Genomic DNA, 25,284 nt, shown 5'->3' with positions numbered 1-25,284 from the left:
GGAGCCGTGTCCGGCACCGTAGCGTGCCGGGGCACCAGCTCGTCTTGTTTCCAATGGATGGAGTCCTGATGAAGGCACAAATCGGCGTCACCGGCCTAGCGGTCATGGGCGCGAACCTGGCCCGCAATTTCGCCCGCAACGGCTATACGGTGGCCCTGCACAACCGCTCGATCGAGAAGACCGACGCCTTGCTCAAAGAGCACGGCGACGAGGGCGAGTTCATCCGCACCGACACCATGGAGGAGCTCGTCGAGTCGCTGGAGACCCCGCGCCGCGTGCTGCTCATGGTCAAGGCCGGCGCACCCGTGGACTCCGTCATCGACTCGTTGGTTCCGCTGCTCGAAGCCGGTGACATCGTCATCGACGGCGGCAACTCGAACTTCCAGGACACCCGCCGTCGTGAAGCAGCCCTGGCGAAGAAGGATCTGCATTTCGTGGGGATCGGCGTCTCCGGCGGCGAGGAAGGCGCCCTGTTGGGCCCGTCCATCATGCCCGGTGGCTCCGAGGAGTCCTATCAGGCGCTGGGCCCGATGCTCGAAAAGATCTCGGCCCATGTCGACGGCGATCCGTGCTGCGCCTGGATCGGCACCGACGGCGCCGGCCACTTCGTGAAGATGGTCCACAACGGCATCGAATACGCGGATATGCAGGTCATCGGTGAGGCCTTCGACCTGCTGCGCTCCGGCGCCGGCATCGAACCAGCGGATCAGGCCAAGATCTTCAAGGAATGGAACGAAGGTAACTTGGCGTCCTTCCTCATCGAAATCACCGCAGAGGTGCTGGCCCACCAGGACGCCAAGACCGGCAAGCCGCTCGTGGATGTCATCGTCGACTCCGCGGGGCAGAAGGGCACCGGGCGCTGGACCGTGCAGTCAGCCCTGGATCTGGGATCGCCCACCTCGGCCATCGCCGAATCGGTGTTCGCTCGTGGCCTGTCTTCCCAGCGCGACCAGCGGGCCATCGCCCAAGAGGTGTTGGCCGGACACGAGCAGGACGTCACCCTCGGGGACGACTTCGTTGAGGACGTCCGTCAGGCCCTCTTCGCCTCCAAGCTCGTCTCCTACGCCCAGGGCCTGGATATGCTCACCGCGGCGGCCACCGAATACGACTGGGATCTGAAGCTCGACGAAATCGCCTCGCTCTGGCGCGGTGGCTGCATCATCCGTGCCGAACTGCTGGCCGACATCATGAAGGCCTACGCCTCGGACGATCAGCCGGCCAACCTGCTCTTCGCGCCGGCCTTCTCGGAGGCCATTGCCGGCGCCGTCCCGGCCTGGCGACGCGTGGTCTCGACGGCAGTTTCCCTGGGCATCCCGGTACCGGTGTTCTCCTCCTCGCTGGCCTACTACGACGGTCTGCGCCGCAAGCGGCTGCCCGCAGCGCTGACCCAGGGGCTGCGCGACCTCTTCGGCGCCCACACCTACAACCGGATGGACGCCGAAGGGACCTTCCACACCCAGTGGAGCGGTGACAAGACCGAGATCGAAGCCGTCTCGACGCACTAACAAAAGCAGCACCCGACGGAGTACAGGCCGACCTGTTCCGTCTCAGGGCGCGACGAGGGAACCGTTCCCGGTTTCACCGTCGTGCCCTGTTCTGCTGGTGGCCCCCGGGCATAGGCTGAGGACATGGATTACAGATTCCTCGGAGCCTCGGGGCTCAAAATCACCGAAATCACGTACGGCAACTGGCTCACCCACGGGTCCCAGGTCGTGAACGATGTCGCCTCCCAATGCGTCCAGGCGGCCCTCGACGCAGGGATCACCACCTTCGACACTGCGGATGCCTACGCCAACGGCGCCGCCGAGAAGGTACTGGGTGACGCGTTGAAGGACCAGCGGCGTGAATCGCTGGAGATCTTCACCAAGGTCTACTGGCCGGTCGGACCCAAGGGGCCCAACGACGTCGGACTGTCCCGCAAGCACATCATGGAGGGCATCAACGGTTCGCTGAGCCGGTTGGGCATGGACTACGTCGACCTGTATCAGGCGCACCGCTACGACCACCAGACGCCGTTGGAGGAGACCATCCAGGCCTTCGCCGACGTCGTCCGGACCGGGAAGGCCCTGTACATCGGGGTCTCCGAATGGTCCGCTGACCAATTGCGTGAGGGGCAGCGCCTCGCGAAGGAGGCCGGGTTCTCGCTGGTGTCCAACCAACCGCAGTACTCTGCGTTGTGGCGGGTCATCGAGGACGAAGTTGTCCCGGCTTCCAAGGAATTGGGTCTGTCCCAGGTCGTCTGGTCGCCCATGGCCCAGGGCGTCCTTTCCGGTAAATACCGTCCCGGACAACCGGCGCCGGAAGGCAGTCGTGCCACGGATGAGAAGGGCGGGAAGAACACCATCTCAGGCTTCATGAGCGAGGAGGTCCTCACCCGGGTCCAACAGCTGCGGCCGATTGCCGATGAACTGGGTTTGAAGATGTCCCAACTGGCCATCGCTTGGGTGCTACAAAACGAGAACGTGGCCACCGCCTTGGTTGGTGCTTCACGTCCCGAACAAGTCGCAGAAAACGTGAAGGCCTCCGGCGTGCGCATCCCCGCCGAACTCATGAGCCGGATCGATGAGGTGCTCGGCGATTCCGTCGAGCGTGATCCGGCCAAGACGGTCAGCCCCGAACAGCGGCCCGCTTAGCGCGGACACAGAGGAACGGTCCGGGACCGGCAGTGACACGCTGCGGGTCCCGGACCGTTCGTCCTCGGGTGACCGGGGAAGGTCTCAGATCCACATGGCCGGGTCGATGTATTCGGCTGGATCCACGGCCGGCTGATGCTCCTGGGGTTGCCGTGGCCGGTTGGTCGCCGGGATACCGGTGATGATCGAATCGGCCGGAGCATCCTTGACCACCACGGCATTGGCGCCAATCGCGGAATCGGCGCCGATGGTGATCGGTCCCAGGACTTTCGCCCCGGCACCGATCACCACCCGGTCCCCAATGGTCGGGTGGCGCTTGACCTTCGCCAATGAACGGCCACCGAGGGTTACTCCGTGGTAGATCATCACGTCGTCGCCGATCTCGGCGGTCTCTCCGATGACGACCCCCATGCCGTGGTCGATAAAGAACCGATGGCCCAGGGTGGCCCCCGGATGGATCTCGATACCCGTGGCGAACCGGGCCACCTGGGAGATGAGCCGCGCCGGTAGTCGCAGCGCAGGTTTCTGCCAGAGCCGGTGGGTCAGGCGGTGCACCCAGATGGCATGCAGGCCCGAATAGGCCAACGCGTTCTCTGCATTCCCACGTGCCGCTGGGTCATGGGCGCGCGCCCCTTTGAGGTCCTCTTGGAGGCGGGATAGGAAAGTCACACGAAACCTTTGCTGGTGGTTGCCCTGCAGATGCTGCCGCTATCCGCGGATGTCGTCGTACAGCGGCGTGGAGATGTACCGTTCGCCAAAGTCGCAGACGATGGCGACGATGAGCTTCCCAGCATTCTCCGGGCGTTTGGCCAGTTCCAGGGCGGCCCAAACGATCGCTCCAGAGCTGATACCGCCCAGAATGCCTTCCTTCGTGCCCAGTTCGCGAGCCACCCGGACCGAATCCTCCATGGTCGCGTCGAACACCTCGTCGTAGACCTTGGTGTCGAGCACTTCCGGAACAAAGTTCGCGCCCAGGCCCTGGATTTTATGCGGGCCGGGTGCGCCGCCGGTGAGGATGGCCGAATCCTTCGGTTCCACGGCGACGACCTGTACAGCAGGCTTGAGTTCCTTCAGGAGATTGCCGGCACCGGTGACGGTGCCCCCGGTTCCCACACCGGCAACGAAGACGTCGACCTCGCCATCGGTATCGTCCCAGATTTCCTGGCCGGTGGTCTTGCGGTGGATCGCCGGATTGGCCTGGTTGGCGAACTGCTGGGCCCAGATGGCGTTTTCGGTATGGGCGACGATCTCCTTGGCTTTTTCCACCGATCCGCGCATGCCCTCTGAGCCGGGCGTCAGAATGATTTCAGCTCCGTAGGCACGCAGCATGACCCGGCGCTCGGTGGACATCGTTTCGGGCATTGTGAGGATGACACGGTAACCGCGGGCAGCGCCGACCATGGCCAAGGCGATGCCGGTGTTACCTGAGGTGCCCTCGACGATGGTGCCACCGGGCTTCAACGCGCCGGCTTGCTCGGCGGCGTCGACGATGGCCACCCCGATGCGATCCTTGACGCTGTTGGCCGGGTTATAGAACTCCAGTTTGACAGCGACCTGGGCGGGCAGGCCTTCGGCCATCCGGTTCAGGCGGACTAGGGGAGTGCGTCCGACCAGTTCGGTCACGTCATTATAAATCTGTGCCATCAGCGTCCTGCTTTCGGTAGGAAATGAGGGGTTCGTTGGTGTTCTAGCCTATCGAGGTGCCGAATCACGGTTTATTCGGTCAGCCACTGGGAGTAATATTTCCTCGCTTTGGCCAATTTGGGGTTGATGATGACCTGGCAGTAGCCCTCGTAGGGGTTCATGGCGTAGAAATCCTGGTGGATCGGTTCGGCTTCGTGGAAGTACGGGGCGGGGACGATTTCGGTGACGATCGGATCATCCCAATTCTCTTGGTTTCGCCGCAGGGACGCCTCAAAGAACTCCCGTTGCCGGGCATCGGTGTAGAACATGGCCGAACGGTATTGGGTGCCGACGTCGTAGCCCTGACGGTTCAAGGTCGTGGGGTTGTGCCCGGTAAAGAACATGTCCAAGATGACGTCGGCGGGGACGACGGCGGCATCGAATGTTACGGCGACCGCCTCGGCATGTCCGGTGGTTCCGCTACAGACGTCACGGTAGTTCGGGTTCGGGGTGTGCCCACCGATGTATCCGGAGACCACCGATGAAACGCCGATGGTCTTGCGGTAGATCGTGTCCATGCACCAGAAGCATCCGGCACCGAGGATGAAGGTGTGGACGCCATGGTCCGGTAATCCGGCGGAATCGGACGGACCGAACTGCGTCTCTGACGTGGGGATTGCTGACTTGCTATTCACATTCATGGTCAATGCGCGCAGAGGCTCATTCATTCCCGAAGGTCTTCGCGGTCAGGGTAACCGGGCCCATTTGACGCTCATTTGACTCGTCTCGGACTACGGTAGGAGCATGCGCAATGATCAGGATAAAACGCCGCAGGACTCCCCGGAAGGCGAGACGACCGTGACGGACAACGCCCCCGAGGGTGAAGAAGCCGTGGAGGTCGTCGAGGGCGGGGCGCAGGATACGCGCGCCGTGGTCGCCCCCGAACCCCGGCCCGGAGCCACCGTTCCTACCCTGGGAGAGGTCCTGGTGGCGATCGAAGAGCTCTGGCCGGCCTCGTTGGCCGAAGACTGGGACGCCGTCGGCCTCGTCGCCGGCCGGGTCGAACGTCCGATACGGCGCATCATCTTCGCAGTGGATCCGACGCTCGAGGTGGTCCGCGACGCCATCGCCCGTGGAGCAGACCTGCTGATCACCCATCACCCCTTGCTGCTGCGTGGAGTGAAATCGGTGGCTGCTGACCAGTTCAAGGGAGAAGTCATCCACGAGCTCATTGAAAACCAGTGTGCCTTGGTCACCGTTCACACCAACGGCGACTCAGCGGTGGGAGGGGTCTCCGACGTCCTCGCCGATATTCTCGGACTCACCAACGTCACCCCCTTGGTGGCGGCCTCCGAAGGCCTTCCCGAAGAAGGACTTGGCCGGGTCGGCACCCTTCCGGACGCATTGGCCCTCTCCGATTTCGCCTCCCGAGTGTTCGGCGCACTGCCAGCTGTCGCAGGAGGTGTGCGCGTGGCCGGGGACCGTGACGGGATCGTGAGCACGGTGGCCGTGTGCGGCGGCGCCGGGGACAGCCTCTTCGACGCGGTGCGGGCGGCCCGGGCCGACGTGTTCGTCACCGCCGATCTGCGCCACCACCCGGCTTCCGAAGCACGCGAGGCCGCCGTGGAAGACCGGCCCTACCTCGTGGACATCTCCCACTTCGCCGGCGAATGGCTGTGGCTTCCGGCCGCCGCCGAAGGCCTCTACAACGTGCTCATCGACCAGAACTTCATCCTGGAGATCGGTGTCAGCTCGATCAATACCGACCCCTGGGATTTCATCCTCACCCCCGGGGACTGATCGGCGCCGGTGGGCAGTAGGCTGGGGAACCACCGAGCACGAGGAGAATCACCGATGGCCAAGGCATCACCCGCCGACCAGCTGCTGCTGTTGGACCTGCAGGCATTGGACTCGAAGATCGTGAAGATCGACCGGGCCGTGAAGGTTCTGGCCTCCGACCCGGAGATTATCGCCGCCGGCGAAACCGTGGCCGAAGCCGAGGCCGCCCGCCGAGAAGTGGCCGAGGAATCTGCTGCCGCCCAACATGCCTTGACCGATATTGAGCATCAGACCGAGAAGGTGCAGACCCGGATCGAGAAGGATCGCGCCCAAATCGAGGCTGGCCGTGGCACCGCACGGGACATGATGGCCCTCCAACATGAGATCGACTCCTTGACGCTGAAGCGCGGAGAACTCGAGACCACCGAGCTGGAACTGATGGAAACTGCCGAGGAAGTGGCCGGCAGGCTCGAAGGGGTCACAGCCTCGGCCGACGGAACCGCGGCCCAACTAGCCCAGCTCGAACGCGCCCGAGATGACAAGGCTGAGGAGTTGGCCGCCGAGCGTGCCACGCTGGTGACCGAGCGTACCGAACTGGCCGGACGCATTGACTCGACCCTGGTGGGAATGTATGAAAAGCGTTTGGCACAGCGCGGTATCGGTGCCGCTCGCCTCTTCCACGGCACCTCGGAAGGATCCGGCATGCAACTAGCTGCCGGTGACTTGGCCGAGATTCGTGCTGCGGCCGAGGACGATGTCGTCTCCTGCCCCGACTCGGGCGTCATCTTGGTTCGCTCGCCCGAGTGGAAGTAGAACAAAACACCCGCAGACCGGTTCCGCGGGGGCGGCTGCACCATGTGGAGATATGGGTCGCTGATCTGGAGCAGGCCACCACGACGCTCGGCTGGATCTTCGAATCCCTCGGCTACGTGCGTGCCGAGGAATGGTCAGGCGGCGCGAGTTGGCAGGGTGCGGGGGAGTATTTGGTCCTCGAATCAAGTCCGGATGTGTTGGGAACCGTGCATGAACGCCGGCGTCCCGGGCTGAATCATCTGGCGTTCTGTGCTGGAACCCCCGAAAATGTTGAAGCGCTTACCCGTGCCTCCGTGGGGCGGGGATTCACCCTGATGTTCGCCGAGCTGCACCCCCACGCGGGCGGACCCGACCACTACGCCGCGTATCTGCAGAACGCGGACGGTTTCGAAATCGAACTGGTGGCAGAGGGCGAAGCCCCCAGGCGCTGATCCTGCGGCTGCGGGATTATGTGGTGGCGAAGCTATGGTCTTCCGGCAGGATGATGTTCAGCTGGTGAGCCTTCTTGGCGGTGGCGGGAACCAACTCGGCATCCCACCTCTCCTGGACGGCCTTCAGCAGGGCTTCCGGAGTGCCGGGTGTGCTTCGTCGGGCCAGAACATGGCGGGCCACCTCGCCACGGGTGTGCTTGGCGAAATGCGAGACGACCTTGCGCTGGCCCCCGCGTAGCTGGAACACCGAAACGGCCACCGTGTTCTGCGGCGGGGGAGCGAAGGCAGCGGCATAGGTGCTTGAACGGCAGTCGATCACCAACTCTTGGCCAGCACGATCACCCAACACCGGGTTCAGCCGGGTCTTCCACCAGCTGGCCAGTTTTCCGATCCCCGGGAGCTTCACCGACATTGACAGCCGATAGGCGGGAATCCGGTCGGCGAAGCCCACGGCGCCCCATAAGGCGGAGACCACCACGACGGAGGCATCCGCCCTGCGTTGCTGGGCCGGGGTCAGCGTGCGGTAGCCCAACGCCTCGAAGAGCACACCGGTGTAGACCTCGTGAGCCGGAGCAGCCGGTTCCTGGTGGAGGGCAATATTGCGGGTTACTTCCCCGGCCAGTGAGGCTCCCACACCCAAGACGCTCAGGGCATCGTCTTCGGCCGAGACCGCGGCAAGGGCCTGAAGGACTGCGGCACGATCAGCCGCGAGTTCGGGAAAACTCAGAGAATCGGCGTCGTAGGCGGGGCCCGCGGCGGCAGGCTTCTTTCCTTCGGAAGGGGGGAGCAGAATAAGCACCCATCGATCCTAGCTGCGCCCCCGGCAGCTCGGAGCACGGTAGACTGCCGGGGCGGGACGCTCGTACGGTCTTTCGTCGCGCAATCGGTCCATGGAATGTCCGGGTTCCACGGATGAGTGGGGGGTGCCATGCCCAACCGGTTGTCGTCAGGAAAACGCAGTACATGATGGTTACCTCACGAACCCGTAGAGACCCGGTCTTGGACGCCTCCAAGGGGATCTTGATCCTGCTGGTCATTTTGGGTCACTTGCTGGCCCGTTCCAACCCGGGGGACGGATTCGTCACCAAGGCGATGATTACCGGCATCTATGCCTTCCATATGCCAGCCTTCGTCTTTCTCGCCGGAATCACTTCCAAACCCCGGGGAATCCTCCAGCGCTGCACGCAGTTTTTGACCCTGTTGGTCGTTTTTCAGGTCGCTTATTTCCTGGCTCGGCGGGTGATGGGTTCCGACGCAACGTTCTCTTGGGAAAGGCCGTACTGGATTCTCTGGTTCTTGCTCTCCATGGCCGTGTGGACGGTGCTGACCCCGCTGATCGCGAAAATTCCCCGCACGAGCCTTATTCTTTCAGTCCTCATTTCGCTGGCATCCGGGACGATCGACGTGATCGACTACCCCTACAGCGCCTCCCGCACCCTGGTCTTCCTCCCGTTCTTCGTGCTCGGTTTCACCTACGGCAAACCGATCCTGGCCTATTTCTCCCAATTGAGGCTCCGAGGTCGGACAGTGGTGACAGGGGCCGCTCTGCTCATCTTTGGCTTCCTGTTGTACTGGTCGCCGAACCACAAATGGTTCTACGGGAGCAGGGGCTACGACGTCCTGGATGTTTCCGATCCCATGGGTGTCATCTATCGACTCGTGCTACAGATCTGTGCCGTGGTGCTCACCGCCGGTCTGCTGGCCCTGGTTCCCCGCGACCCCGGCCTGCTGGTCAGGTTTGGCCAGCGGAGTCTATCCATTTTCCTCCTCCATGGCTTCGCGATACTTGCCGTGGCGCGCTACGCGAAGATCATGGCGAAGGACAACAGGTACGAAGCCGTGGTGATCTACGTGATCCTCATGGCAGGAATTGCGTTGCTTGCCTCGATGCAGCCGGTCCACCAGGTGATTGGCCGCATCGGCACCCTCCTGCTGCCCCTCATCGAGAAGGTGTCGCCATCCAGTCCGGTGGCAGGCACCGGCCGAGCACAGCCTGTCTACCCCGGGCCAGACAAAGAACCACTGCGAGCCGAGGAGCCGCACGTCTCGGAGGGGGCCGACGATCGACACGTAGGTGTCGCCGCCCAGACCAGACCCGGAGCACGGTAGACTATTCGGCGGACGGGATGGCTGGACGATCGCGTGTCGCGCAAGCGGCCCGAGGAACGTCCGGGCTCCACAGAACAGGGTGGTGGGTAACGCCCACTCGGGGTAACCCGCAGGATAGTGCCACAGAAAACAGACCGCCCGCCTCGTGCGGGTCAGGGTGAAAAGGTGGTGTAAGAGACCACCAGCGCCCCAGGTGACTGGGGCGGCTCGGTAAACCCCACCCGGAGCAAGGCCAGACAGGCTGCGTATGAGGGCTGTTCGCCCCAGTAGTCGGGTAGGCCGCGTGAGGGCATCGGCAACGGTGCTCCTAGATGGATGATCGTCACCGGCAATCGGGTAACCGCTGCCGGTACAGAACCCGGCGTACAGGCCATCCCGTCCCCTATGATCCACCACGTCCCGCCACGTTCGGCGGCCGAGCTCATTCGGGTTGGACGGGACTGCGATCGGACTCGTCATCTGGTTCCCAGTCATCGGGATGGATCTGTGGCGGGTAGTCGCCCGGCATCAGGGCCCGCTTGAGATGGTGTTGGCGACCCCCGCTGGCCAAATCCGAGTTGAGGATCCGCAACGCTTGAGCGACGTCGACCTTATTGATGGTGTCCTCCCCGGTGGTTGGCGAGGTTTAACCATAGTCGAAAGTATGTTCTAGTGTGTGCGGTGGTGCTCCGCTGCGCGCCTCATGACGTGATCTCTACGCTGGCAGCCAGTGGGCCGGTGTGGGGTTCTTGGACTTCGATCTCTGCATCCAATGACAGTGGCGGTGAAACCCAGCCACTAATGGTTAGCACCTGCCGATATTCGTTGCCGACCCAAATAGCCCTGAAATACTCCAACGTCCCGTTGATGGCCATCGTCTCATCGAGAAAAACCACTCCCAGGTGACGGTGCTCGCGGGATAAGTCCCCGATTCTCATAACTCCCCAGTCAGTTGTCGGTTGACGGCTACATGCCGGACCTTCCGCCAGTGTAGGCGCGCAGTGCCCCTTCGCGGCCTAGATGACGGGTGGGGTCTGTGCAAGACCATGGGGTGGATGCTCCTCAACGGGCAACCGACCCTGCCCGAGGTGAAGGGGCAGGGTCGGTTGATGGGCACGGTCTGGGGGAACCATGCCGGCGACGCAAGAGACGGGGCGCCGCCATTCCAAGTGTAATCGAATATATTTACGAATGGGGGTTGTTTATCGGCGCGCCGTCCCCGGGCTGATCATGTGTTGTCGCATGCGGAAAGATTACGGGCCGGAATTCGGCAGGTCATGTGAGTGAGTTCACCGGCATCAATGCGGTGATCGGGGGTCAACAACCTAGAATGGAGGTGGGCTCAGCCCCGGGGGAGAGGAATCTCGGACCCCAACCAACCGTATCTGCAATGGTGCTTTCGCGGTGCCAACCGGCTAGTGGATCCCTGCCGGCTGAATTGGAAGGACAAAAAGTGACCCAGCAGTCTGTCGCCGCCCAGAATGAATGGAGCGGCCGCGAGGAACTCGCCGAGGCCATGATTCCCCTCATTGGGCGTCTCTACCGCAAGAACAATGTGGTGACCTCCATCTACGGGCGCAAGCTCATCAACAAATCCCCGATCGACATCCTCAAGGCCCACCGGGTGGCCCGCCATATTGACGGCGTGGAACTCTCCCCCTCCCAAACACTTCCCCTGCTCCAGGGCCTTGACGCACTGGACCTCGGTGCGGTCTCGGTGGATTTGGCCCGACTGGCCCGCAAATTCAACGAACAGGGCAACGGCGCCGTGCTGCAGGACTTCCTGGCCGCCGAATTCGCCGAAAAGGCCGGCGGCGCCGGGCGCACCGACGTCGAATCCCGCGATATCGTGCTCTACGGCTTCGGACGCATCGGACGGCTGCTGGCGCGCATCCTGATCGAGCGCGGCGGCTATGGACTGCGCCTGCGCGCCATCGTGGTGCGCAAGAACGGCGAGAACGATCTGGTCAAACGCGCCTCGCTGTTGCGCCGCGACTCGGTGCACGGACCCTTCGAAGGCTCGATCACCGTCGACGAGGAAAACAACACGATCCTCGCCAACGGAACCCTGATCCAGGTCATCTACTCCAACGACCCGACCACCGTGGACTACACCGCCTACGGCATCGACAAGGCGATCGTTGTGGACAACACGGGCCGCTGGCGCGACCGCGAAGGACTGGGCCAGCACCTCAAGGCCAAGGGCGTGTCCCAGGTCCTGCTGACCGCTCCGGGCAAGGGCGATGTGAAGAACATCGTGCACGGCATCAACCACGGTGACATTGCCGCCAACGACACGATCGTCTCCGCGGCGTCCTGCACCACGAACGCGATCACCCCGGTGCTCAAGGCGATCAACGACGAATATGGTGTCACCCACGGTCACGTGGAAACCGTCCACTCGTTCACCAACGACCAGAACCTGACCGATAACTTCCATAAGGGAGACCGTCGTGGACGGTCGGCGGCGTTGAACATGGTCATCACCGAAACCGGTGCCGCGAAGGCAGTGTCGAAGGCACTGCCCGAATTCGAGGGCAAGTTGACCGGAAACGCGATTCGCGTCCCCACCCCCGATGTCTCCATGGCGATCCTGAACCTGAACCTGGAGAAGGACACCACCAAGGAAGAGCTGAACACCTACCTGCGTCAGACGTCGCTGGGAGCCGAACTGCATAAGCAGATCGACTACATCGACTCCCCGGAGATCGTCTCCACCGATTTCGTCGGTTCGCGCCGGGCCGGCATCGTCGACGGGCTGGCGACCATCGCCAACGGCCGAAACGCCGTCGTCTACGTCTGGTACGACAACGAGTTCGGTTACTCCTGCCAGGTGGTTCGCGTCATCGAGGAACTTGCGGGAACCCACCCGGTGGCTTTCCCCGCAGTAGAAAAAACCGAAGACATCACGGTCGAGGCAGAAGCCGCCGTGTAATCACCACCGGTGCCATCAGCGGCACCGGATAACCAGCCCATGCACCGGGCAGGAAGCAGGACAAGAGCATGGATCGTCGGATCGATAGCCGAGCACGCCGCACACTGGGGGTCACCGCCGCCGGATTCGCGGTACTGCTGGCAGCCACCGGATGTTCCTCCACGGGAAGCTCCGACGATTCATCGTCGGCGCCGGCCACGCAGGAAACCTCGGCAGCAGCCTCCAGCTCGGCACCGGTGAGCAGCAGCGCTGCCTCCTCGGCGTCGGAAACCGCGACCGCGGAGAAGTCCTCCTCCTCGGCGCCGGCCACGAAGGCCGCCCCGGCCAAGGACACGTCGGCTCTGGACACCGTGAAGAACAAGGAGCACAAGATTGCCGTGGTCTCCACCGGCGCGTCCGCTTCCGGTAAGGATTCGCTGGACACCAAGCTGATCATTGCCGATCATGGTTGCTTCCACGCCGTCAATCAGCAGGGTCCCCCGACGCTGCTCGTCTTCCCCGAAGACACCACGCTGAACAGCAAGGGCAAGCCGACCGTGACGGTGGGGGGAACCTCCGTCCGCGTGGGTCAGCAGGTGACCTTCACCGGCAAGAAGATCAACCTGAGTACGGACCAGGCCTCACAGGCCAAGCCGTGCCGCGCCAAGGGCGACGTCTTCCAGGTGGCCTCGGCGAAGTAGTCGGACACCCGCGCCAAAGAGCCGGCGCCCACCCCNNGGGGTGGGCGCCGGCTCTTTCGTGGGCGGTCTGGAGGCGCGCTCAGTGATCGTGCCCAAACGGGTCGGGATCGACCCCCGGCAGCCACGAGTTCCCCGGAACGCCCCAGTCCAAGGACTTCTTGGCCTTCTTCCACCGCTTCGCCCATTTGGTATTGAGCTTATCGACGTAGAGGTAGCCGTCGAGGTGGTCGTATTCGTGCTGCAACATCCGGGCGAACCAGCCGGTCGCCTCGAAGTCGAGCTGGTTCCCCTCGCCGTCGTAGCCCATCACCCGGGCGTAGTCCGCACGTTTCAGCGGGAAGGACAGGCCGGGGGCCGACAGGCAGCCTTCGGCCTCCTCGTCGGGGTCGGGCTGCGCGCCGGAGACCTTGCCGAGCACGATCCGCGGATTCACCAGCACCCCCTCGGAGGGGACCCCGTCGTCGTTCTCCATCGTGTAGGTGAACAGCCGCAGGCCGACCCCGACCTGAGGGGCAGCCAGACCGACACCGTTGGCGGCATGCATCGTCTCTGACATATCGGCGATCAGTGCCCGCAGATCATCGTCGAAGGCGGTGACTTCGGCGGCACGGCAGTGCAAGACGGGTTCGCCGTAGACGACGACGGGACGGACGGGCATCTGTGCCTCCTGCTGGTGATCATGACAGCGAACAAAAAACCGCCCCGGAATGATCCGGGGCGGCTGCTGGGGTGAGTAACGGGGCTTGAACCCGCGACCTTCTGGACCACAACCAGACGCTCTGCCAACTGAGCTATACCCACCATTGCGTCTCTCAACGCGGTGCCCGCACCTTCGGTATTCCTACCGGGGAGGTCCGGGCAACGAATACTAGTTTACACACTTTCGGCAGGGCTTGCGACATGGGGACACGCCCGCGCCGAACTATGGCAGGGATCACTCCCTGCGGTTGTTCACTTGGTGTGGGGGCCCGACGTGGCGTCGGCCCCGGAACCCTCTGGGGCATCGTTTTCGGCTGCCACGGAACGGGCAGCCTCCTTGGCCGTCTTGCTGTCGGGGCCGGGGGCCGGAACCATGACCGCCTTGCGGTAGTACCGCAGTTCGTTGATCGAATCACGGATGTCGCCCAGGGCCCGGTGGTTACCGGTCTTCGGGGGAGCTTGGAAGTAGGCGCGGGCATACCAGCGCCGCGCCAATTCCTTGATCGTGGACACGTCGATGACGCGGTAGTGCAGGTGGTCGATGACCCCGGGCATATCACGGGCCAGGAAGTTCCGGTCGGTGCCGATGGTGTTTCCAGCCAACGGGGCCTTGCCCGGCTCGGGGACCCATTGGCGGATATAGGCGAGGACCTGCTCGGTGGCGGTATCCAGGTCGACCCCGGCGTCGAGTTCCTCGAGCAGCCCCGAGGTGACGTGCATCTGGCGCACAAAGTCATTCATCTGTTCCAACGACTGGGCTTCGGGTTTGATGACGACATCGACACCCTCACCGAGAATATTCAATTCCGGGTCGGTAACCAGGACGGCAACTTCGATCAACGCGTCGGCTTCCAGGCTCAGCCCGGTCATTTCGCAGTCGATCCACACAATGTTTTCAGCAGAAATAGGCACAGCCCCAATCTACCGGATTCGGCGACCCCCACGGTGATCGGCAGGGGTGGGGTGTCCTAGGTGGTCAGGCCACTGAGGAAATACAGGACCACGAAGACGACGCCCGCGGTGACACCCAGGGCGGCGGCGGCCAGGGCGTGCAGCCCCAGCAGGGGAGAGACGACCACCACCAAAAGGGCGATGAATAGACCCCATCCCAGCAAGGCCTTCTGCCGGGTGGGGGTGCTGCCTCCGCTCGATGCGTGCCGACCCACTGGAGCCCCTTCCGTCAGCTACCTGTGCCGCCGGAGGATCCCGGCAGCAGATACCACCTTAGGTCCCGTCGGCGGAGAACCCGGGATCCGGCGTCGTGCCGCCTGTTGGGGAAGACGCGATGCTAACATCGGGTGAGTATTTGAGCGGGCCGCCGGCCCCGGAGCCCGGTCGTCTCAGCGTCCGCGGTGATGGGTTGGCGCAGCCCCGAGAGGGCAAACGACGGAAACGAGCCGATGGCGATGAGCAGGGTCGAGGCGGGTGCGGGGACCCGCCGTATGGACCACGGGACCCGGGCGGTCCTGGTCCAGGGCTTCATCGGCGCGATGCTGGTCCTGCTGGGCTCCTACGGCATCGGCTGGCTGGCGAGCGTCTCACCGCTGAACCGGGACCACCTGCTCATTGCCGTACGCACCGAGCAGTGGGGGGTGATCACCTCCACGGTCGTGCTCACGGTCGGCTGCTGGATCATGTTCCGCGCCTGGCTGCGGTTGGGGCAGGAACTCGCCGGTTGGGCCGAAGGCTCCCTGCGAACCGTCAGACAGGCCTGCTGGGCCTGGGGGGCGCCGCTGCTGCTCTGCTTGCCGATCTTTAGTCGGGACGTCTTCGCCTACATCGGACAAGGCCGGCTGGTCACCGCCGGGCAGGACCCCTACGAGGATGGAATCTCCACCCTGTCGAACTGGTTCCAGCTCGGTGCCGACGTCACCTGGGCGGAATCCGAAACCCCCTATGGTCCACTCTTTCTGACCATCGAACGCCTCGTGAACATGGTCGCCGGCTCCTCCCCGGATGCCTCGGTACTGCTCTACCGGCTGGTCGCCTTTGCCGGGGTCGTGCTGTGCATGGTCTACGTCCCCAAACTGGCTGATCTGCACCAGGTTCCCGGCTCCAAGGCCCTATGGATCACCGTATCGAACCCGCTGTTCTTGATCAGCTTCATCGCCAGCGCACATAACGATGCCCTCATGGTGGGCCTCGCCGTGGCCGGCACCTACTATGCGGCCACCCGCCGCGGAATACTCGGCGTCGTGCTGGTCACCGCTTCCATCGGCATCAAACCCATCACCATGGTGATCCTGCCGTTCATCGGACTGCTCTGGGCCGGGCCCGGTTCCTCCTGGCGTCGTCGCTTCCTGTATTGGGCCTATACCCTCGCGCTCTGCCTGGGCATCATGGCCCTCATCGGCTGGGTCAACGGCTACGGTTTCGGCTGGCTGAAGGTCATGCTGGGGACCGGGACCGGCACCGTCTTCTTCGCCCCCGTCGGGATGTTCACGAACTTCTTCAGCGGGATCCTGGACACCTTGGGCCTGGAATCGGAGTGGGTGCTGGGCGTGGTGAAGGTGATCGCCCGACTGGCCTCGGTGGCCGTCGTGCTGTTCCTGATGTTCCGCGGCAGCCACTCCCATCTGGTTCAGCGCCTGGCCCTGGCCTTCGCCGCCCTGGTCGTCCTCTCACCGATCATCCAACCCTGGTACCTGTTGTGGCTGTTGCCCTTCTTCGCGGCCACCGGCATCCGGGATGACTGGCAGCTGATCTGGGTCTACTTCACGGTGGCGTTCTTTGTCGCCTTCGGGGCTGCGGACCAGATCTTCATTTGGCAGTTCCTCGGGTCGCTGGACCCCTGGGTGAAGCATCTGTCCACCGGCATTTCCTGGGCCGCCATGGCCTATCTGGCGTTTCTGGATCCGCGGACCAAACATATTTTCCTGGACTTCCGTGATTCCCTGCGGACCGCCTGGGCGGCCCTGCGACGGCCCAAGGCAGCCAACTGAATGGTGGGACGCAACCACGGGCGGACGCGGGCCCGTACCGCAGCACTTACCGAGGCGGTCTATGGGCTGCGCCATCACATCGAGCACCTGCCGATTTTGCATCGGCTGGCCGGCGGCGACGAGGCCAAACGCGGTGTGGCCATGGCCCAAGGATTTTTGGCCTCGCTGATGATCATGGTCGGCTCTTGGGGGGTCGGCTGGCTGGCTCAGTCCCAGGATTCGTTGTTTGCCCGCACCACCGTGCTGAACCCCCTGCGCGTGGAAACGGCAGGGGTCATCGTGTGCACCATCCTGCTCGCGCTCGGTTCAATGATCATGTGCCGTGCGTGGTTGCGTTTCGGTCAGCGCGGTGGCCCGAACAGCAGGGCCTCGGTGGTGACGGTACGCAATACCGTCCTGCTCTGGACTGCGCCACTGCTATTCGCCTTCCCCATCTTCAGCCGCGACGTCTATTCCTATCTGGGCCAAGGCCGGCTCATGCATGCCGGACTAAGCCCCTATGCGAACTGGATCTCCCAACTCCCCGGCTGGTTCGCCCAGGGTTCGGACAGCCTCTGGGCCGAATCCGCATCCCCCTACGGGCCGCTCTTCCTGCTGGCCGCCCAGGGCGTCTACTTCATCACCGGTGGCATCCCCGAACTGGCCGTCCTGCTGTTCCGCGTCTTGGCGGTCGGGGGAGTGCTGTTGTGCCTATATGCGGTACCCCGGCTGGCCGAGCGGCTGGGCTCGGACCCCACCTGGGCGGTCTGGATTTCGTTGGCGAACCCCCTCTTCCTGCTCACCATGGTCGGCGGCGTCCATAATGATGCGCTGATGATGGGTGGGGTGCTGCTCGGGTTTCTCTGGGTCTACCAGGGCCGCCGGTTCGCCGGGGTCTTGGCCGTCAGTGCAGCCATCGCCATCAAACCCATTGTCGTGCTCGCCTTGCCGTTCATCGGCTTGGCCATGGTGCCCGCCACGGCCCGGATCGGCAGCAGGATCCGGGCCTGGGCCTATACGGCACTGGTGTCGGGGGTGACGCTCACGTTCCTGGGGTGGGTCTCGGGTCTCTGGTTCGGCTGGATCAAGGCGATGGCCTCCGCCGGATCGGCGGCCTTCCCCTACGCCCCGGTGGGACTGCTGGGGCTGGGCATCGGTTGGCTCGTCGAACAAGCAGGGGGGAACCTGTCCTCCACAGCCAACGGCGTCTACACGGCCTTCAAGGTCGTGGCCCTGGCCCTGGCCATCTGGCTGGCCTTCCGCAGACCCGCCACCTCACCGGTGCTCTATAGCGCCTTGGCCCTGTTGGCCTCCGTCCTGCTGGCACCGATCATCCAGCCCTGGTACCTCCTGTGGCTGGTTCCCTTCTTCGCGGTCACCCGCGTCTACAGCGGCCGCTGGACCCGCTTCTGGTACCTCCTAAGCATGGTCCTGGTCCTGGTCGGGGTCGTCGACCAACTCAGTGTCGCCCAATGGATCAGCCTGCTCTGGGTCCGGGTGCTGGCTGCGGCGATCGGGTTGCTGTATCTGGGCTACCTGGTCTTCTCCGACCCCAAAACGTCTTTCATCTTCACCCGGGGCGCAGGCCCCGAATCCACCGAGAACAGAAACGAGGCCACCACGTCGTGACTTCACCACTGACCACCCTGCGCAACTCCCGCGAAGCCACCCGGCCGGTGATCGGATGGCTGCTGGTTGCCACCGTCATCGGGGCGGTGCTGGCCGTCCTGAGCAAACAGTGGTGCCGGGTGAACGGCTGGTCCGGGGCCGATCAGCATATCCACATGTGCTATTCGGATTTTTCCGAACTCTTTGGCACCCGCGGGCTCGCCGATAAACTCTTCCCCTTCTTCACCGGGCTGCCCCAGGAACAGGCATTGGAATATCCGGCCCTGCTGGCCGTCATCGCCGGGGTCACCGCGTTCATGATCCCCGGCACCGGGTTCAGCCTCGAACGGCAGTTGGCCTACTTCGACCTGAACTCCTTGGGTTCCTTCATCTGCTGGGGGATCATCGTCGTCGCGGTGGCCTATAGCGCCCGCAAACGCAGTCGCGACGCCCTCATGGTCGCCCTGGCGCCGGGGATCATCCTGACCAGCCAATTGAACTGGGATCTGTGGGCCGTGCTGTTCGCGACCCTGGGGCTGTTCGCGTTCTCGCGCAAACGCATCTACCTGGCGGGGATACTGCTCGGGTTGGGGGCCGCAGCGAAGCTGTACCCCTTCTTCCTCTTCGGGGCGATTCTGGTGTTGTGCTGGCGCAGCGGGAAGATGTCTGCCTTCTGGAAGTCGCTCTCGGCCGCGGTGATCGCCTGGCTGGTGGTCAACGTGCCCTTCATGCTGACCGCCTTCGATGAATGGTCACGTTTCTACACGTTCTCTTCCGAACGCGAGATCAGCTTCTCCTCGATGTGGTTGGCCTTCACCTGGACCGGACTGGACGGGGAAGGCTTCTCGCTGCTCTCCAACGCCCTTTTCGGGCTGGCCTGCCTGGGGATCGCCTATCTGGGCTTCACCGCCCAGCGTCGCCCCCGGATGGCCCAACTGGCCTTCTTGATCATCGCCGCCTTCATCCTGCTCAATAAGGTCTATTCACCGCAGTTCGTGATGTGGCTGATCCCGCTCTACGTCCTGGCCCGCCCCCGCTGGCGCGAATTCCTGCTCTGGCAGGTGCTGGAGGCCTACCACTGGGCGGCCGTCTGGCTGATGAGCGCCAAAATCGTCAGCGGAGGAACCTTCGGGCAGGGAACCGCATGGATTGAAATCGCTTATGGCACCGGCATCGCCGCGCATATGGCGATGGTCATCTACCTGTGCGTGAAGATCATCGGGGATATCAGGCACCCCGAACGAGATCTCGTTCGCGCCGACGGAGACGACGACCCGCTCGGCGGTCCGGTAGAAGACGCGCCGGATCGGTTCGTGCTGCCCCGACGACGGTGAACCACAGCGACGGACTGTCCCTGACCGAGGACGACGACGGCAACCCCCTCGCGCTGCGGGAGGTCCCAGCCGGGCGGATCACCCTGCGCGACGCCCGCACCAACGGGCGCCGTGAGGTGGACCTGAGGCCCTTCGCCATCGGCGCCACCACGGTCACCCGGGCGCAGTGGCAGGCGGTCCACCGGCCAGGACCTGTCACCGATCCCGCGGCGACAAACCACGACTCCCGGGTCCCGGCCCATCAGCAGACCTGGTTCGAAGCGGTGACCTGGTGCAACGCCGCCTCCACCACCCAGGGGATCGGCGCGGCCTACACGATCGAGGGCCGTGAGGTGCACTGGGACGTCTCCTCCACCGGATACCGGCTACCCACCGAGGCCGAATGGGAACACGCCTGCCGGGCCGGCACCATCGGGCCCCGCTACGGCGAACTGCCCCGGATCGCCTGGACCGCTGCCAACCGGGTCAGCGGAGTGCAGCCCGTCGCCTCGAAGGAGCCCAATGCTTTTGGCCTTTTCGATATGATCGGCAACCTCTGGGAATGGTGCTGGGACTACGCCGACACCGCCCGATACGCCGACTACCGGAGCCTGCGCGGTGCCGGCTGGGCGGATCCGCACTACAGTGCCCGGGCCTCGGTCCGCCGGGGCAGCGCCCCGGATGCCCGGATTGAGGATGTGGGTCTTCGGGTGGTGCGCGGAGCCGCCGGGCCGGAGGGAAGTGACCTGGGCCAGGGCTGGAGTGCCGCAGCCGACGCCCGCAGGGCCGCCATGGCAGGCCCGTTGCCGATGGGGTGGACCCCTTTGCGCGGTCTGAAGCCCTAGCCGCGCAGGCTGGAGCCTTCGGATAACTGGTGGTAGGTCCGGTCGTGGTAGACCAACGGGCCATGACCTGTTGCTTGGCCTTGGATCCCCAGTACGGCAGCGACGATGACCCGGGAGGAGCCGACGTCGACCCTGTCGGTGATCGAACAACGCAGCGCCCAGGTGCTGTGGCGCAATAAGGGCTCACCGGTGGGAAGGAACTCCCAGTCCATATCCTCGGTGAAGCGGGCGCTGCCCGGGGTGGCGAAGGTCCGGACGGTCTCTGCCTGCCCGGCATCCATCAAGTGGACCAGCACGGTGTCGGCGGCCGCCAGCAGGGGCGCGGTGGTCCGCCCCGAGAGTGAGAACACCAGGGCCGGCGGATCGGCGGATACCGAGGCGACCGATGAAGCTGTCAGCCCGACCGGCCCCTCAGGCCCGGTTGCGGTGATGACGGCCAGCCCTGCAGGGTGCCCGCGGAAGGCCTCCCGGAAGAGGAGCGATTGCGGGTGCGTCGCTGGCAGGGACTGGGCGGGGGCTGTCATTGATGGTCTTTCGTCGGCGGGTTCACGACGTCCTCGAGAACACCTCGAGCCTAAAACCTCAACCTAGGTTCAGGTCAAACCCGAACGTCATGATCCGCTGCACCCTATTGCTCGAGGCCCGGAGCACCGGTGGTAGCGGTTCCCAGATGATCTTCGGCGTTGACGAAACCGCAGGTGGATAAAGATAGGCAACCACAGCCAATGCAACCGTCCAGACGGTCCCGCAGATGCTCCAACATGGTGATGCGGGCGTCGATTTCTCCACGCCACGCCTCGGAAAGATGCTGCCAGTCGGACTGGTCGGGAACCCCATCCCGCGGCAATTGCTCAAAAACCTCCAGGACCGAGGCCAAGGGGATGCCGGCACGTTGGGCTGCCCGAATCACGGCGACCCGGCGCAGGGTGGAGCGGGGATACCTGCGCTGGTTTCCGCTGCTCCGCCGGCTGTAGATCAGCCCCTTGCGTTCATAGAAGTGCAGGGCGGAAATGGCGACCCCACTGCGGGCGGACAGCTGCCCGACACTGATCCGTGAATCATCGTCCATGGTCCGGGTTTCCCTCCTGCGGTTCCGCGTGGCCCCCGAGGACCACAGCCGATGGGAAGAATACACCGGATCGCCTGACGAAGCTGCCGGCCGGCGCTGAGCTGATGCGGGGGATGAGCCGCTAGGCTGGGGAATATGGCACAAGCACAGCACGACGTCGGCTGGTACCTCTTCGACTACGGAATGGTGATCGCCGCGGAGCCGGCAGACAGGGACTGGGAGCGGCTGCAGCAGGCCACCGGTCGGGTCCTGAAAGAGCAAGGCAGTACGTATTGGGCCCACCGACACTCCTTTGACGCGGGAGCCTTGGATTCGCCGTCGTACTGGACTGCCGTGTTGGAACGGGCCGTGGACGCGGCGGAGGCCGAGCGGTTGGACCGGCTCGATACAGCCCTGTGGTCCCAACCCGATCCGCGGACGCGGGAGGTTCTCCAGTCGCTGGAATCACGCGGGGCGTCGATGGCGGTGCTCTCGAATATGCCGGCGCGGATGTCGCAGATCTTTGAGGCCGAGGGCTGGTGGACCGGTTACTTCGAGCACCTGATCTTTTCCGGGCCGCTGCGCCTGGCCAAACCCGACCCGCGGATCTACGAACACGCCCTGGCACGGATGGGCGCCGAAGCCTCCGAGGTCGTGTTCATCGACGATAAGTCGGAGAACATCGAAGCTGCCGCGGCACTGGGACTGGGGACGGTTCACTACACCGCAGGCACCGACCTGGCCGCCGAACTGGGGCTTTAACCGCCGCCCACGCCAGCTGGACCCCTGTCACGGCAGGGAAGTGTCTCCGTGCTGGGGAAGGGCAGCGTGCACTCTCAACCACTAAGCTCCGTCCAGCTGGTGCGGATCCGGTGGATTCTTCCTGTTCAGTCCAGAACACGATGCAACGTGATGCCCTGTGCCGGATCGGCCAGCGACGTCCACATCGGCTAGGCGACCAATCCGCGATCAAATACCCAAAACAGCTGGTCAGGTCGCGAACTGTCGTGGTCCGCACCTAGGCTCGATACACAACAATTGGGGGGAACCATGAAAAGAACTGGATTTGCCGCTGTCCTAGCTATCGCCGTTCTCAGCGCGTCGGCGTGCACCAGCGAGTCTGTCGGGAACTCGAGCGCCGATGGGTTGGTCGGCGGGAGCCCAACGAGTGCAGCAACCAAAGCAGCACCCACGCAGCAGATGTCGCCGAGTGAAATGCCGTCAACCGGCGCGGGCCCGACAAGTATGTTCAAAACGGGCCAAGCATGGGCCGATGATGCCTACGAATCATGGTTCGAGGGGATGCAGACCACCTATATCGATGACTCTGACGTCGGATTCTGCCCGCCGTTCGATGACCTCAAAGGGTATCGCGAGTGCCTGCCGAACGACCCACATGCTTACGTCGAGAGTTTTACCTCTACTGAGCCTGGGCACTTGGTTGTCACCCTCAGCCCGGATAGTCGATGGCAGGGCGGGGAATATGACACGGATGGAATCTCGGGGCTTGAATTTGTGGCCGGGAACGTCGGACCGCGACTTCAACAGGATGGGTTCCCCTTCTTGAAAGTCACGGCAAAAATTTCCGGAACCGATAAGTCCTCTACATATGAGCTGTTTCCCTCGAAGTCCGGGCGCTAACACCACGAGGGGCCCAAGATCCGACCGGAGAGTAAAACATGAAGAAAATAGCGTTCGTCGCGGCACTCGGCGCCGTAGCACTCAGTCTCTGGGGATGCACCGGTGGTATGAGCGGACTGTCAGATAACGAGCGGACGATGGTCAGCACGGAAGTGCCCCCCGCGGCAGCATTCGCGCCCGCTGAGTCGAGGCCTGAAAACGCTCAAGGCCAGGTATGGGCAAACGAGCTCATGAACCGATGGCTCAACGCCGAAGGCGCGCACAGCATCTCTGGTTTCTCGAAGCCCTACAGCCTCATCACCGGTTGGGAATCACCAGCCCCCGGCGTGGTCGTGCTTCACGTAGCCAACTCCATTGAAGGCCCGGATACCGAAGCCGATCTACACTCAATCGCTGCCGTGATGCTCGCAGCAGTCGGGGAACAAACTGCGGCGCTGGATCGGGTTGAAGCACAGACCGAAGACGGCCGTTTTCGCGTGAGTGCCACGGGATAACCCACGTGCCCAGCAAAGGCATTGAAACGCTCAGCAGCAGTCGGTTCATCTACCGACCCACGGATCTGCGAACGTGCCCTGGCGCAGATGGGCACCGTTCACTACCCCGCAGGCACCGACCTGGCCGCCGAACTGGGGCTCTAACCACCTTCACGCGCCCCTAGCCCGGCAAACAGGGAACGGCCTCAGTGCTGGGGCAGGTAGTCGCGACAGACCTGGTTGACCGGGATATCGCGGTGGAGCACCCAGATACCGTGATCGTCGCGGGTGACCACCTTGAAGCCCAGGTCCTTGCCGCGTTTCAGCGCTTCCTGCGGCGAGAGCGGATCCCAGCCGCCGAGTTCGTCGGTATTGAAGTCGATGATCATCCAGCTGGACAGGTCGTCCCCGATATCCCCGTGTAGGCCCACATAGGTGCGCTGAACCAGGTGGGGGACCGCTGTATCCGCCGCCTCCACGCATACCCCGTCGGGGATCAGGGCCACCGCCCGGGCCTGCGCCTTCGCCGTTTCGGGCATCGACCAATTCTGTCCGGTCAGCGTGCGGCCCAAGGGGAAGACCGCGTGGATGAACAGGGTGCAGACAAACGCCAAAATCAGCAAATAGGCGGGAGCCCCGACGGCCAACTTCTTTTTGCCGGTGCGGGCAATGATCTTCGAGAGCACATGCACCGAGGCCATGATGAGCACCGGGGCAAGCATCGCGTCATATTGGTAGACCGGAGCCCACGTGTTCAACCGGTCGTTGAAGAGACGGCTGAGCAGGCTCGGCGCCACCAGGATCACATAGGGGGAGAGGAAGGGCAATAAGGCCAGCGGGACGAAGGACATCAACCAGAGCAGGATCTTCAGTTCGTTGTTGAACAGTAACGCGATGGATTTCAGCGGGTGGGACAGGATGAAGGCGATCGCCGCCCCCGCTGTGGGGCCCAAGGCCGTGTATTGCCAATAGGACATGGCATCCGGCGGTGCGAAATGGGGGACCAGTATTTCCGTGACCACCACGTAGCCGGCGACACCCACGACGGCCATGAGGATGGCCTTGCCCCACTGGCGGTGGAAGGCCAGGACGATGCCCACGGCAACGAGTGTCACCCCCATGTCTTCACGGACCAACAAGAGGATGGAGGACAGGCCCACGACCAGCCAGTACCTTCGGGCGTCGAACGCCCAGACGATCCAGGCCATCAGGGGTACCGCGAAAGCCACCTCGTGAAAATCCCAGTTCACCATCGACTGGAACGGCCACCACAGCAGCAGGGCCGCCGCCGTGAGCAATCCTCCACGGTGGCCCAGATGTTTGCGGCAGAAGAGGTAGACGGGAATCGCGGTGACCACCAGCAGGGCGATCATGCCGAAGTTGAGCATGCGCGGGTCCGGCCAGATCCAATACAGCGGGGCGAACAGCGCAATGATCGGGTGGAAATGGTCCCCGAGGAGATTGAAGTCCACGCCCTTGATCGGCACGATCGGTGCCTTGAACAGCGAGTACTGGTGCACCGCCTGGTCGAAGATGCCCAGGTCGTAGCCCTTGGCCTCAAAATTGCGGTAGCGCAGCAACGAGTGGGCGACGTACAGGATGGTGGCGCCGACCATGACCGCGGTCAGCTGCAGCTTCTGTGCTCGGCTGACGGGGTGGATCGCAGAATCGGTGGCGGGTGGGGCTTCGGGCATGGCTACGAGTTTAGCGGTGCGTCGGTTCCCTTGTGGGACCGCGCAGGCGGTGGCACGGCA

The 25,284-nt window shown here is 63.8% G+C and carries 27 protein-coding genes, 1 tRNA gene and 1 other RNA gene; 17 read left to right on the top strand and 12 right to left on the bottom strand.

Going from position 1 to position 25,284, the window contains the following annotated elements; all coding sequences use genetic code 11:
* Positions 1-68 precede the first annotated feature (68 nt).
* Complete coding sequence (gene gndA / locus CIK75_RS07205; RefSeq protein ID WP_096223469.1) at positions 69-1,505, top strand: NADP-dependent phosphogluconate dehydrogenase; 1,437 nt, start codon at positions 69-71, stop codon at positions 1,503-1,505.
* A 123-nt stretch (positions 1,506-1,628) separates the two neighbouring features.
* A complete protein-coding gene (locus CIK75_RS07200) occupies positions 1,629-2,633 on the top strand; it encodes an aldo/keto reductase family protein (protein ID WP_096223468.1) in 1,005 nt (334 codons plus the stop codon).
* An 84-nt stretch (positions 2,634-2,717) separates the two neighbouring features.
* Here the strand turns inward: CIK75_RS07200 and epsC are convergent, their stop codons facing one another.
* From epsC to msrA, 3 genes are all read right to left on the bottom strand, one after another.
* Positions 2,718-3,302: a serine O-acetyltransferase EpsC gene (epsC, locus tag CIK75_RS07195; protein WP_096223467.1), complete on the bottom strand. Its 585-nt coding sequence runs from the start codon at positions 3,300-3,302 to the stop codon at positions 2,718-2,720.
* 39 nt (positions 3,303-3,341) lie between these two features.
* On the bottom strand, positions 3,342-4,277 hold the full coding sequence (gene cysK, locus CIK75_RS07190; protein WP_096223466.1) for a cysteine synthase A: 936 nt from the start codon (positions 4,275-4,277) through the stop codon (positions 3,342-3,344).
* Between the two features lie 71 nt (positions 4,278-4,348).
* A complete protein-coding gene (gene msrA / locus CIK75_RS07185; protein ID WP_256382350.1) occupies positions 4,349-4,984 on the bottom strand; it encodes a peptide-methionine (S)-S-oxide reductase MsrA in 636 nt (211 codons plus the stop codon).
* A 76-nt stretch (positions 4,985-5,060) separates the two neighbouring features.
* Here msrA and CIK75_RS07180 point away from each other — a divergent pair, with 76 nt between their 5' ends.
* The 3 genes from CIK75_RS07180 to CIK75_RS16515 are packed head-to-tail and all read left to right on the top strand — an operon-like array spanning position 5,061 to position 7,279.
* Entirely contained in the window at positions 5,061-6,056 is a 996-nt protein-coding gene (locus tag CIK75_RS07180) for a Nif3-like dinuclear metal center hexameric protein (protein ID WP_096223465.1), read from the top strand.
* A 54-nt stretch (positions 6,057-6,110) separates the two neighbouring features.
* A complete protein-coding gene (locus CIK75_RS16520) occupies positions 6,111-6,848 on the top strand; it encodes a DNA-binding protein (protein ID WP_096223464.1) in 738 nt (245 codons plus the stop codon).
* Positions 6,839-7,279, top strand: a complete 441-nt coding sequence (locus CIK75_RS16515; protein WP_096223463.1) for a VOC family protein — start codon at positions 6,839-6,841, stop codon at positions 7,277-7,279. Before CIK75_RS16520 ends, CIK75_RS16515 begins: the two co-directional genes overlap by 10 nt.
* Before the next feature lie 16 nt (positions 7,280-7,295).
* Here CIK75_RS16515 and CIK75_RS07165 read toward each other — a convergent pair whose 3' ends face one another.
* Positions 7,296-8,078, bottom strand: a complete 783-nt coding sequence (locus CIK75_RS07165) for a peroxide stress protein YaaA (protein WP_096223462.1) — start codon at positions 8,076-8,078, stop codon at positions 7,296-7,298.
* 164 nt (positions 8,079-8,242) lie between these two features.
* On the opposite strand from CIK75_RS07165, the gene CIK75_RS07160 reads away from it, so the two are divergent.
* Complete coding sequence (locus CIK75_RS07160; RefSeq protein ID WP_158225916.1) at positions 8,243-9,388, top strand: acyltransferase family protein; 1,146 nt, start codon at positions 8,243-8,245, stop codon at positions 9,386-9,388.
* Positions 9,389-9,401: 13 nt separating this feature from the next.
* Positions 9,402-9,770: RNase P RNA component class A (gene rnpB, locus CIK75_RS07155), an RNA gene on the top strand.
* 298 nt (positions 9,771-10,068) lie between these two features.
* Here rnpB and CIK75_RS07150 read toward each other — a convergent pair.
* Positions 10,069-10,305 carry a hypothetical protein gene (locus CIK75_RS07150; protein WP_096223460.1) on the bottom strand — a complete coding sequence of 79 codons (237 nt, stop codon included), beginning with the start codon at positions 10,303-10,305 and terminating at the stop codon, positions 10,069-10,071.
* A gap of 515 nt (positions 10,306-10,820) precedes the next feature.
* Between CIK75_RS07150 and CIK75_RS07145 the strand changes: the two genes are divergently transcribed.
* Together CIK75_RS07145 and CIK75_RS07140 are read left to right on the top strand one after the other, a co-directional pair.
* Positions 10,821-12,302 carry a glyceraldehyde-3-phosphate dehydrogenase gene (locus CIK75_RS07145; protein ID WP_241895353.1) on the top strand — a complete coding sequence of 494 codons (1,482 nt, stop codon included), beginning with the start codon at positions 10,821-10,823 and terminating at the stop codon, positions 12,300-12,302.
* A gap of 68 nt (positions 12,303-12,370) precedes the next feature.
* Positions 12,371-12,982 (top strand): hypothetical protein, encoded by a 612-nt coding sequence (locus CIK75_RS07140; protein WP_096223458.1) that lies wholly within the window; start codon positions 12,371-12,373, stop codon positions 12,980-12,982.
* 79 nt (positions 12,983-13,061) lie between these two features.
* Here CIK75_RS07140 and def read toward each other — a convergent pair whose 3' ends face one another.
* The 4 genes from def to CIK75_RS07120 all read right to left on the bottom strand — a co-directional run bounded on the left by def (position 13,062) and on the right by CIK75_RS07120 (position 14,847).
* On the bottom strand, positions 13,062-13,640 hold the full coding sequence (def, locus tag CIK75_RS07135; protein ID WP_096223457.1) for a peptide deformylase: 579 nt from the start codon (positions 13,638-13,640) through the stop codon (positions 13,062-13,064).
* 67 nt (positions 13,641-13,707) lie between these two features.
* Positions 13,708-13,783 (bottom strand) — tRNA-His (locus CIK75_RS07130).
* A 150-nt stretch (positions 13,784-13,933) separates the two neighbouring features.
* On the bottom strand, positions 13,934-14,593 hold the full coding sequence (gene orn, locus CIK75_RS07125; RefSeq protein ID WP_096223456.1) for an oligoribonuclease: 660 nt from the start codon (positions 14,591-14,593) through the stop codon (positions 13,934-13,936).
* A gap of 56 nt (positions 14,594-14,649) precedes the next feature.
* Positions 14,650-14,847: a hypothetical protein gene (locus CIK75_RS07120; protein WP_096223455.1), complete on the bottom strand. Its 198-nt coding sequence runs from the start codon at positions 14,845-14,847 to the stop codon at positions 14,650-14,652.
* A 234-nt stretch (positions 14,848-15,081) separates the two neighbouring features.
* Here CIK75_RS07120 and mptB (CIK75_RS07115) point away from each other — a divergent pair, with 234 nt between their 5' ends.
* From mptB (CIK75_RS07115) to CIK75_RS07100, 4 genes are read left to right on the top strand one after another with little or no spacing between them, the layout of a single operon-like run.
* Entirely contained in the window at positions 15,082-16,623 is a 1,542-nt protein-coding gene (gene mptB, locus CIK75_RS07115) for a polyprenol phosphomannose-dependent alpha 1,6 mannosyltransferase MptB (protein WP_198962401.1), read from the top strand.
* A complete protein-coding gene (gene mptB / locus CIK75_RS07110) occupies positions 16,624-18,231 on the top strand; it encodes a polyprenol phosphomannose-dependent alpha 1,6 mannosyltransferase MptB (protein WP_096223454.1) in 1,608 nt (535 codons plus the stop codon).
* Positions 18,228-19,544, top strand: coding sequence for a hypothetical protein (locus tag CIK75_RS07105; RefSeq protein ID WP_096223453.1), 1,317 nt, complete (start codon positions 18,228-18,230; stop codon positions 19,542-19,544). The genes mptB (CIK75_RS07110) and CIK75_RS07105 overlap by 4 nt, the downstream gene beginning before the upstream one ends.
* The gene (locus CIK75_RS07100) at positions 19,541-20,368 is read left to right on the top strand and encodes an SUMF1/EgtB/PvdO family nonheme iron enzyme (protein WP_241895352.1); all 828 of its coding nucleotides are present in this window, start codon (positions 19,541-19,543) and stop codon (positions 20,366-20,368) included. Before CIK75_RS07105 ends, CIK75_RS07100 begins: the two co-directional genes overlap by 4 nt.
* Here the strand turns inward: CIK75_RS07100 and CIK75_RS07095 are convergent.
* Both CIK75_RS07095 and soxR read right to left on the bottom strand, forming a co-directional pair.
* Entirely contained in the window at positions 20,365-20,892 is a 528-nt protein-coding gene (locus CIK75_RS07095) for a flavin reductase family protein (RefSeq protein ID WP_096223452.1), read from the bottom strand. The two genes, CIK75_RS07100 and CIK75_RS07095, sit on opposite strands and share 4 nt — an antisense overlap.
* 104 nt (positions 20,893-20,996) lie before the next feature.
* Complete coding sequence (gene soxR, locus CIK75_RS07090) at positions 20,997-21,437, bottom strand: redox-sensitive transcriptional activator SoxR (RefSeq protein ID WP_096223451.1); 441 nt, start codon at positions 21,435-21,437, stop codon at positions 20,997-20,999.
* Between the two features lie 135 nt (positions 21,438-21,572).
* Here soxR and CIK75_RS07085 point away from each other — a divergent pair, with 135 nt between their 5' ends.
* The 4 genes from CIK75_RS07085 (at position 21,573) to CIK75_RS16605 (ending at position 23,695) form a co-directional block, all read left to right on the top strand.
* Positions 21,573-22,178 carry an HAD family phosphatase gene (locus tag CIK75_RS07085; RefSeq protein ID WP_096223450.1) on the top strand — a complete coding sequence of 202 codons (606 nt, stop codon included), beginning with the start codon at positions 21,573-21,575 and terminating at the stop codon, positions 22,176-22,178.
* Positions 22,179-22,466: 288 nt separating this feature from the next.
* On the top strand, positions 22,467-23,057 hold the full coding sequence (locus CIK75_RS07080; protein ID WP_143413283.1) for a hypothetical protein: 591 nt from the start codon (positions 22,467-22,469) through the stop codon (positions 23,055-23,057).
* A gap of 38 nt (positions 23,058-23,095) precedes the next feature.
* Positions 23,096-23,551, top strand: coding sequence for a hypothetical protein (locus CIK75_RS16020; protein WP_143413281.1), 456 nt, complete (start codon positions 23,096-23,098; stop codon positions 23,549-23,551).
* A gap of 21 nt (positions 23,552-23,572) precedes the next feature.
* Positions 23,573-23,695 carry a hypothetical protein gene (locus tag CIK75_RS16605; RefSeq protein WP_256382349.1) on the top strand — a complete coding sequence of 41 codons (123 nt, stop codon included), beginning with the start codon at positions 23,573-23,575 and terminating at the stop codon, positions 23,693-23,695.
* Between the two features lie 41 nt (positions 23,696-23,736).
* Here the strand turns inward: CIK75_RS16605 and CIK75_RS07070 are convergent, their stop codons facing one another.
* Positions 23,737-25,224: a DUF2079 domain-containing protein gene (locus CIK75_RS07070; RefSeq protein ID WP_096223447.1), complete on the bottom strand. Its 1,488-nt coding sequence runs from the start codon at positions 25,222-25,224 to the stop codon at positions 23,737-23,739.
* Between the last annotated feature and the right edge of the window lie 60 nt (positions 25,225-25,284).

The sequence above is a fragment of the Glutamicibacter sp. BW78 genome, assembly GCF_002332245.1.
In the GTDB taxonomy this organism is placed as follows: domain Bacteria; phylum Actinomycetota; class Actinomycetes; order Actinomycetales; family Micrococcaceae; genus Arthrobacter_H; species Arthrobacter_H rhombi_A.
This window is presented reverse-complemented; position numbering and strand designations above follow the sequence as displayed.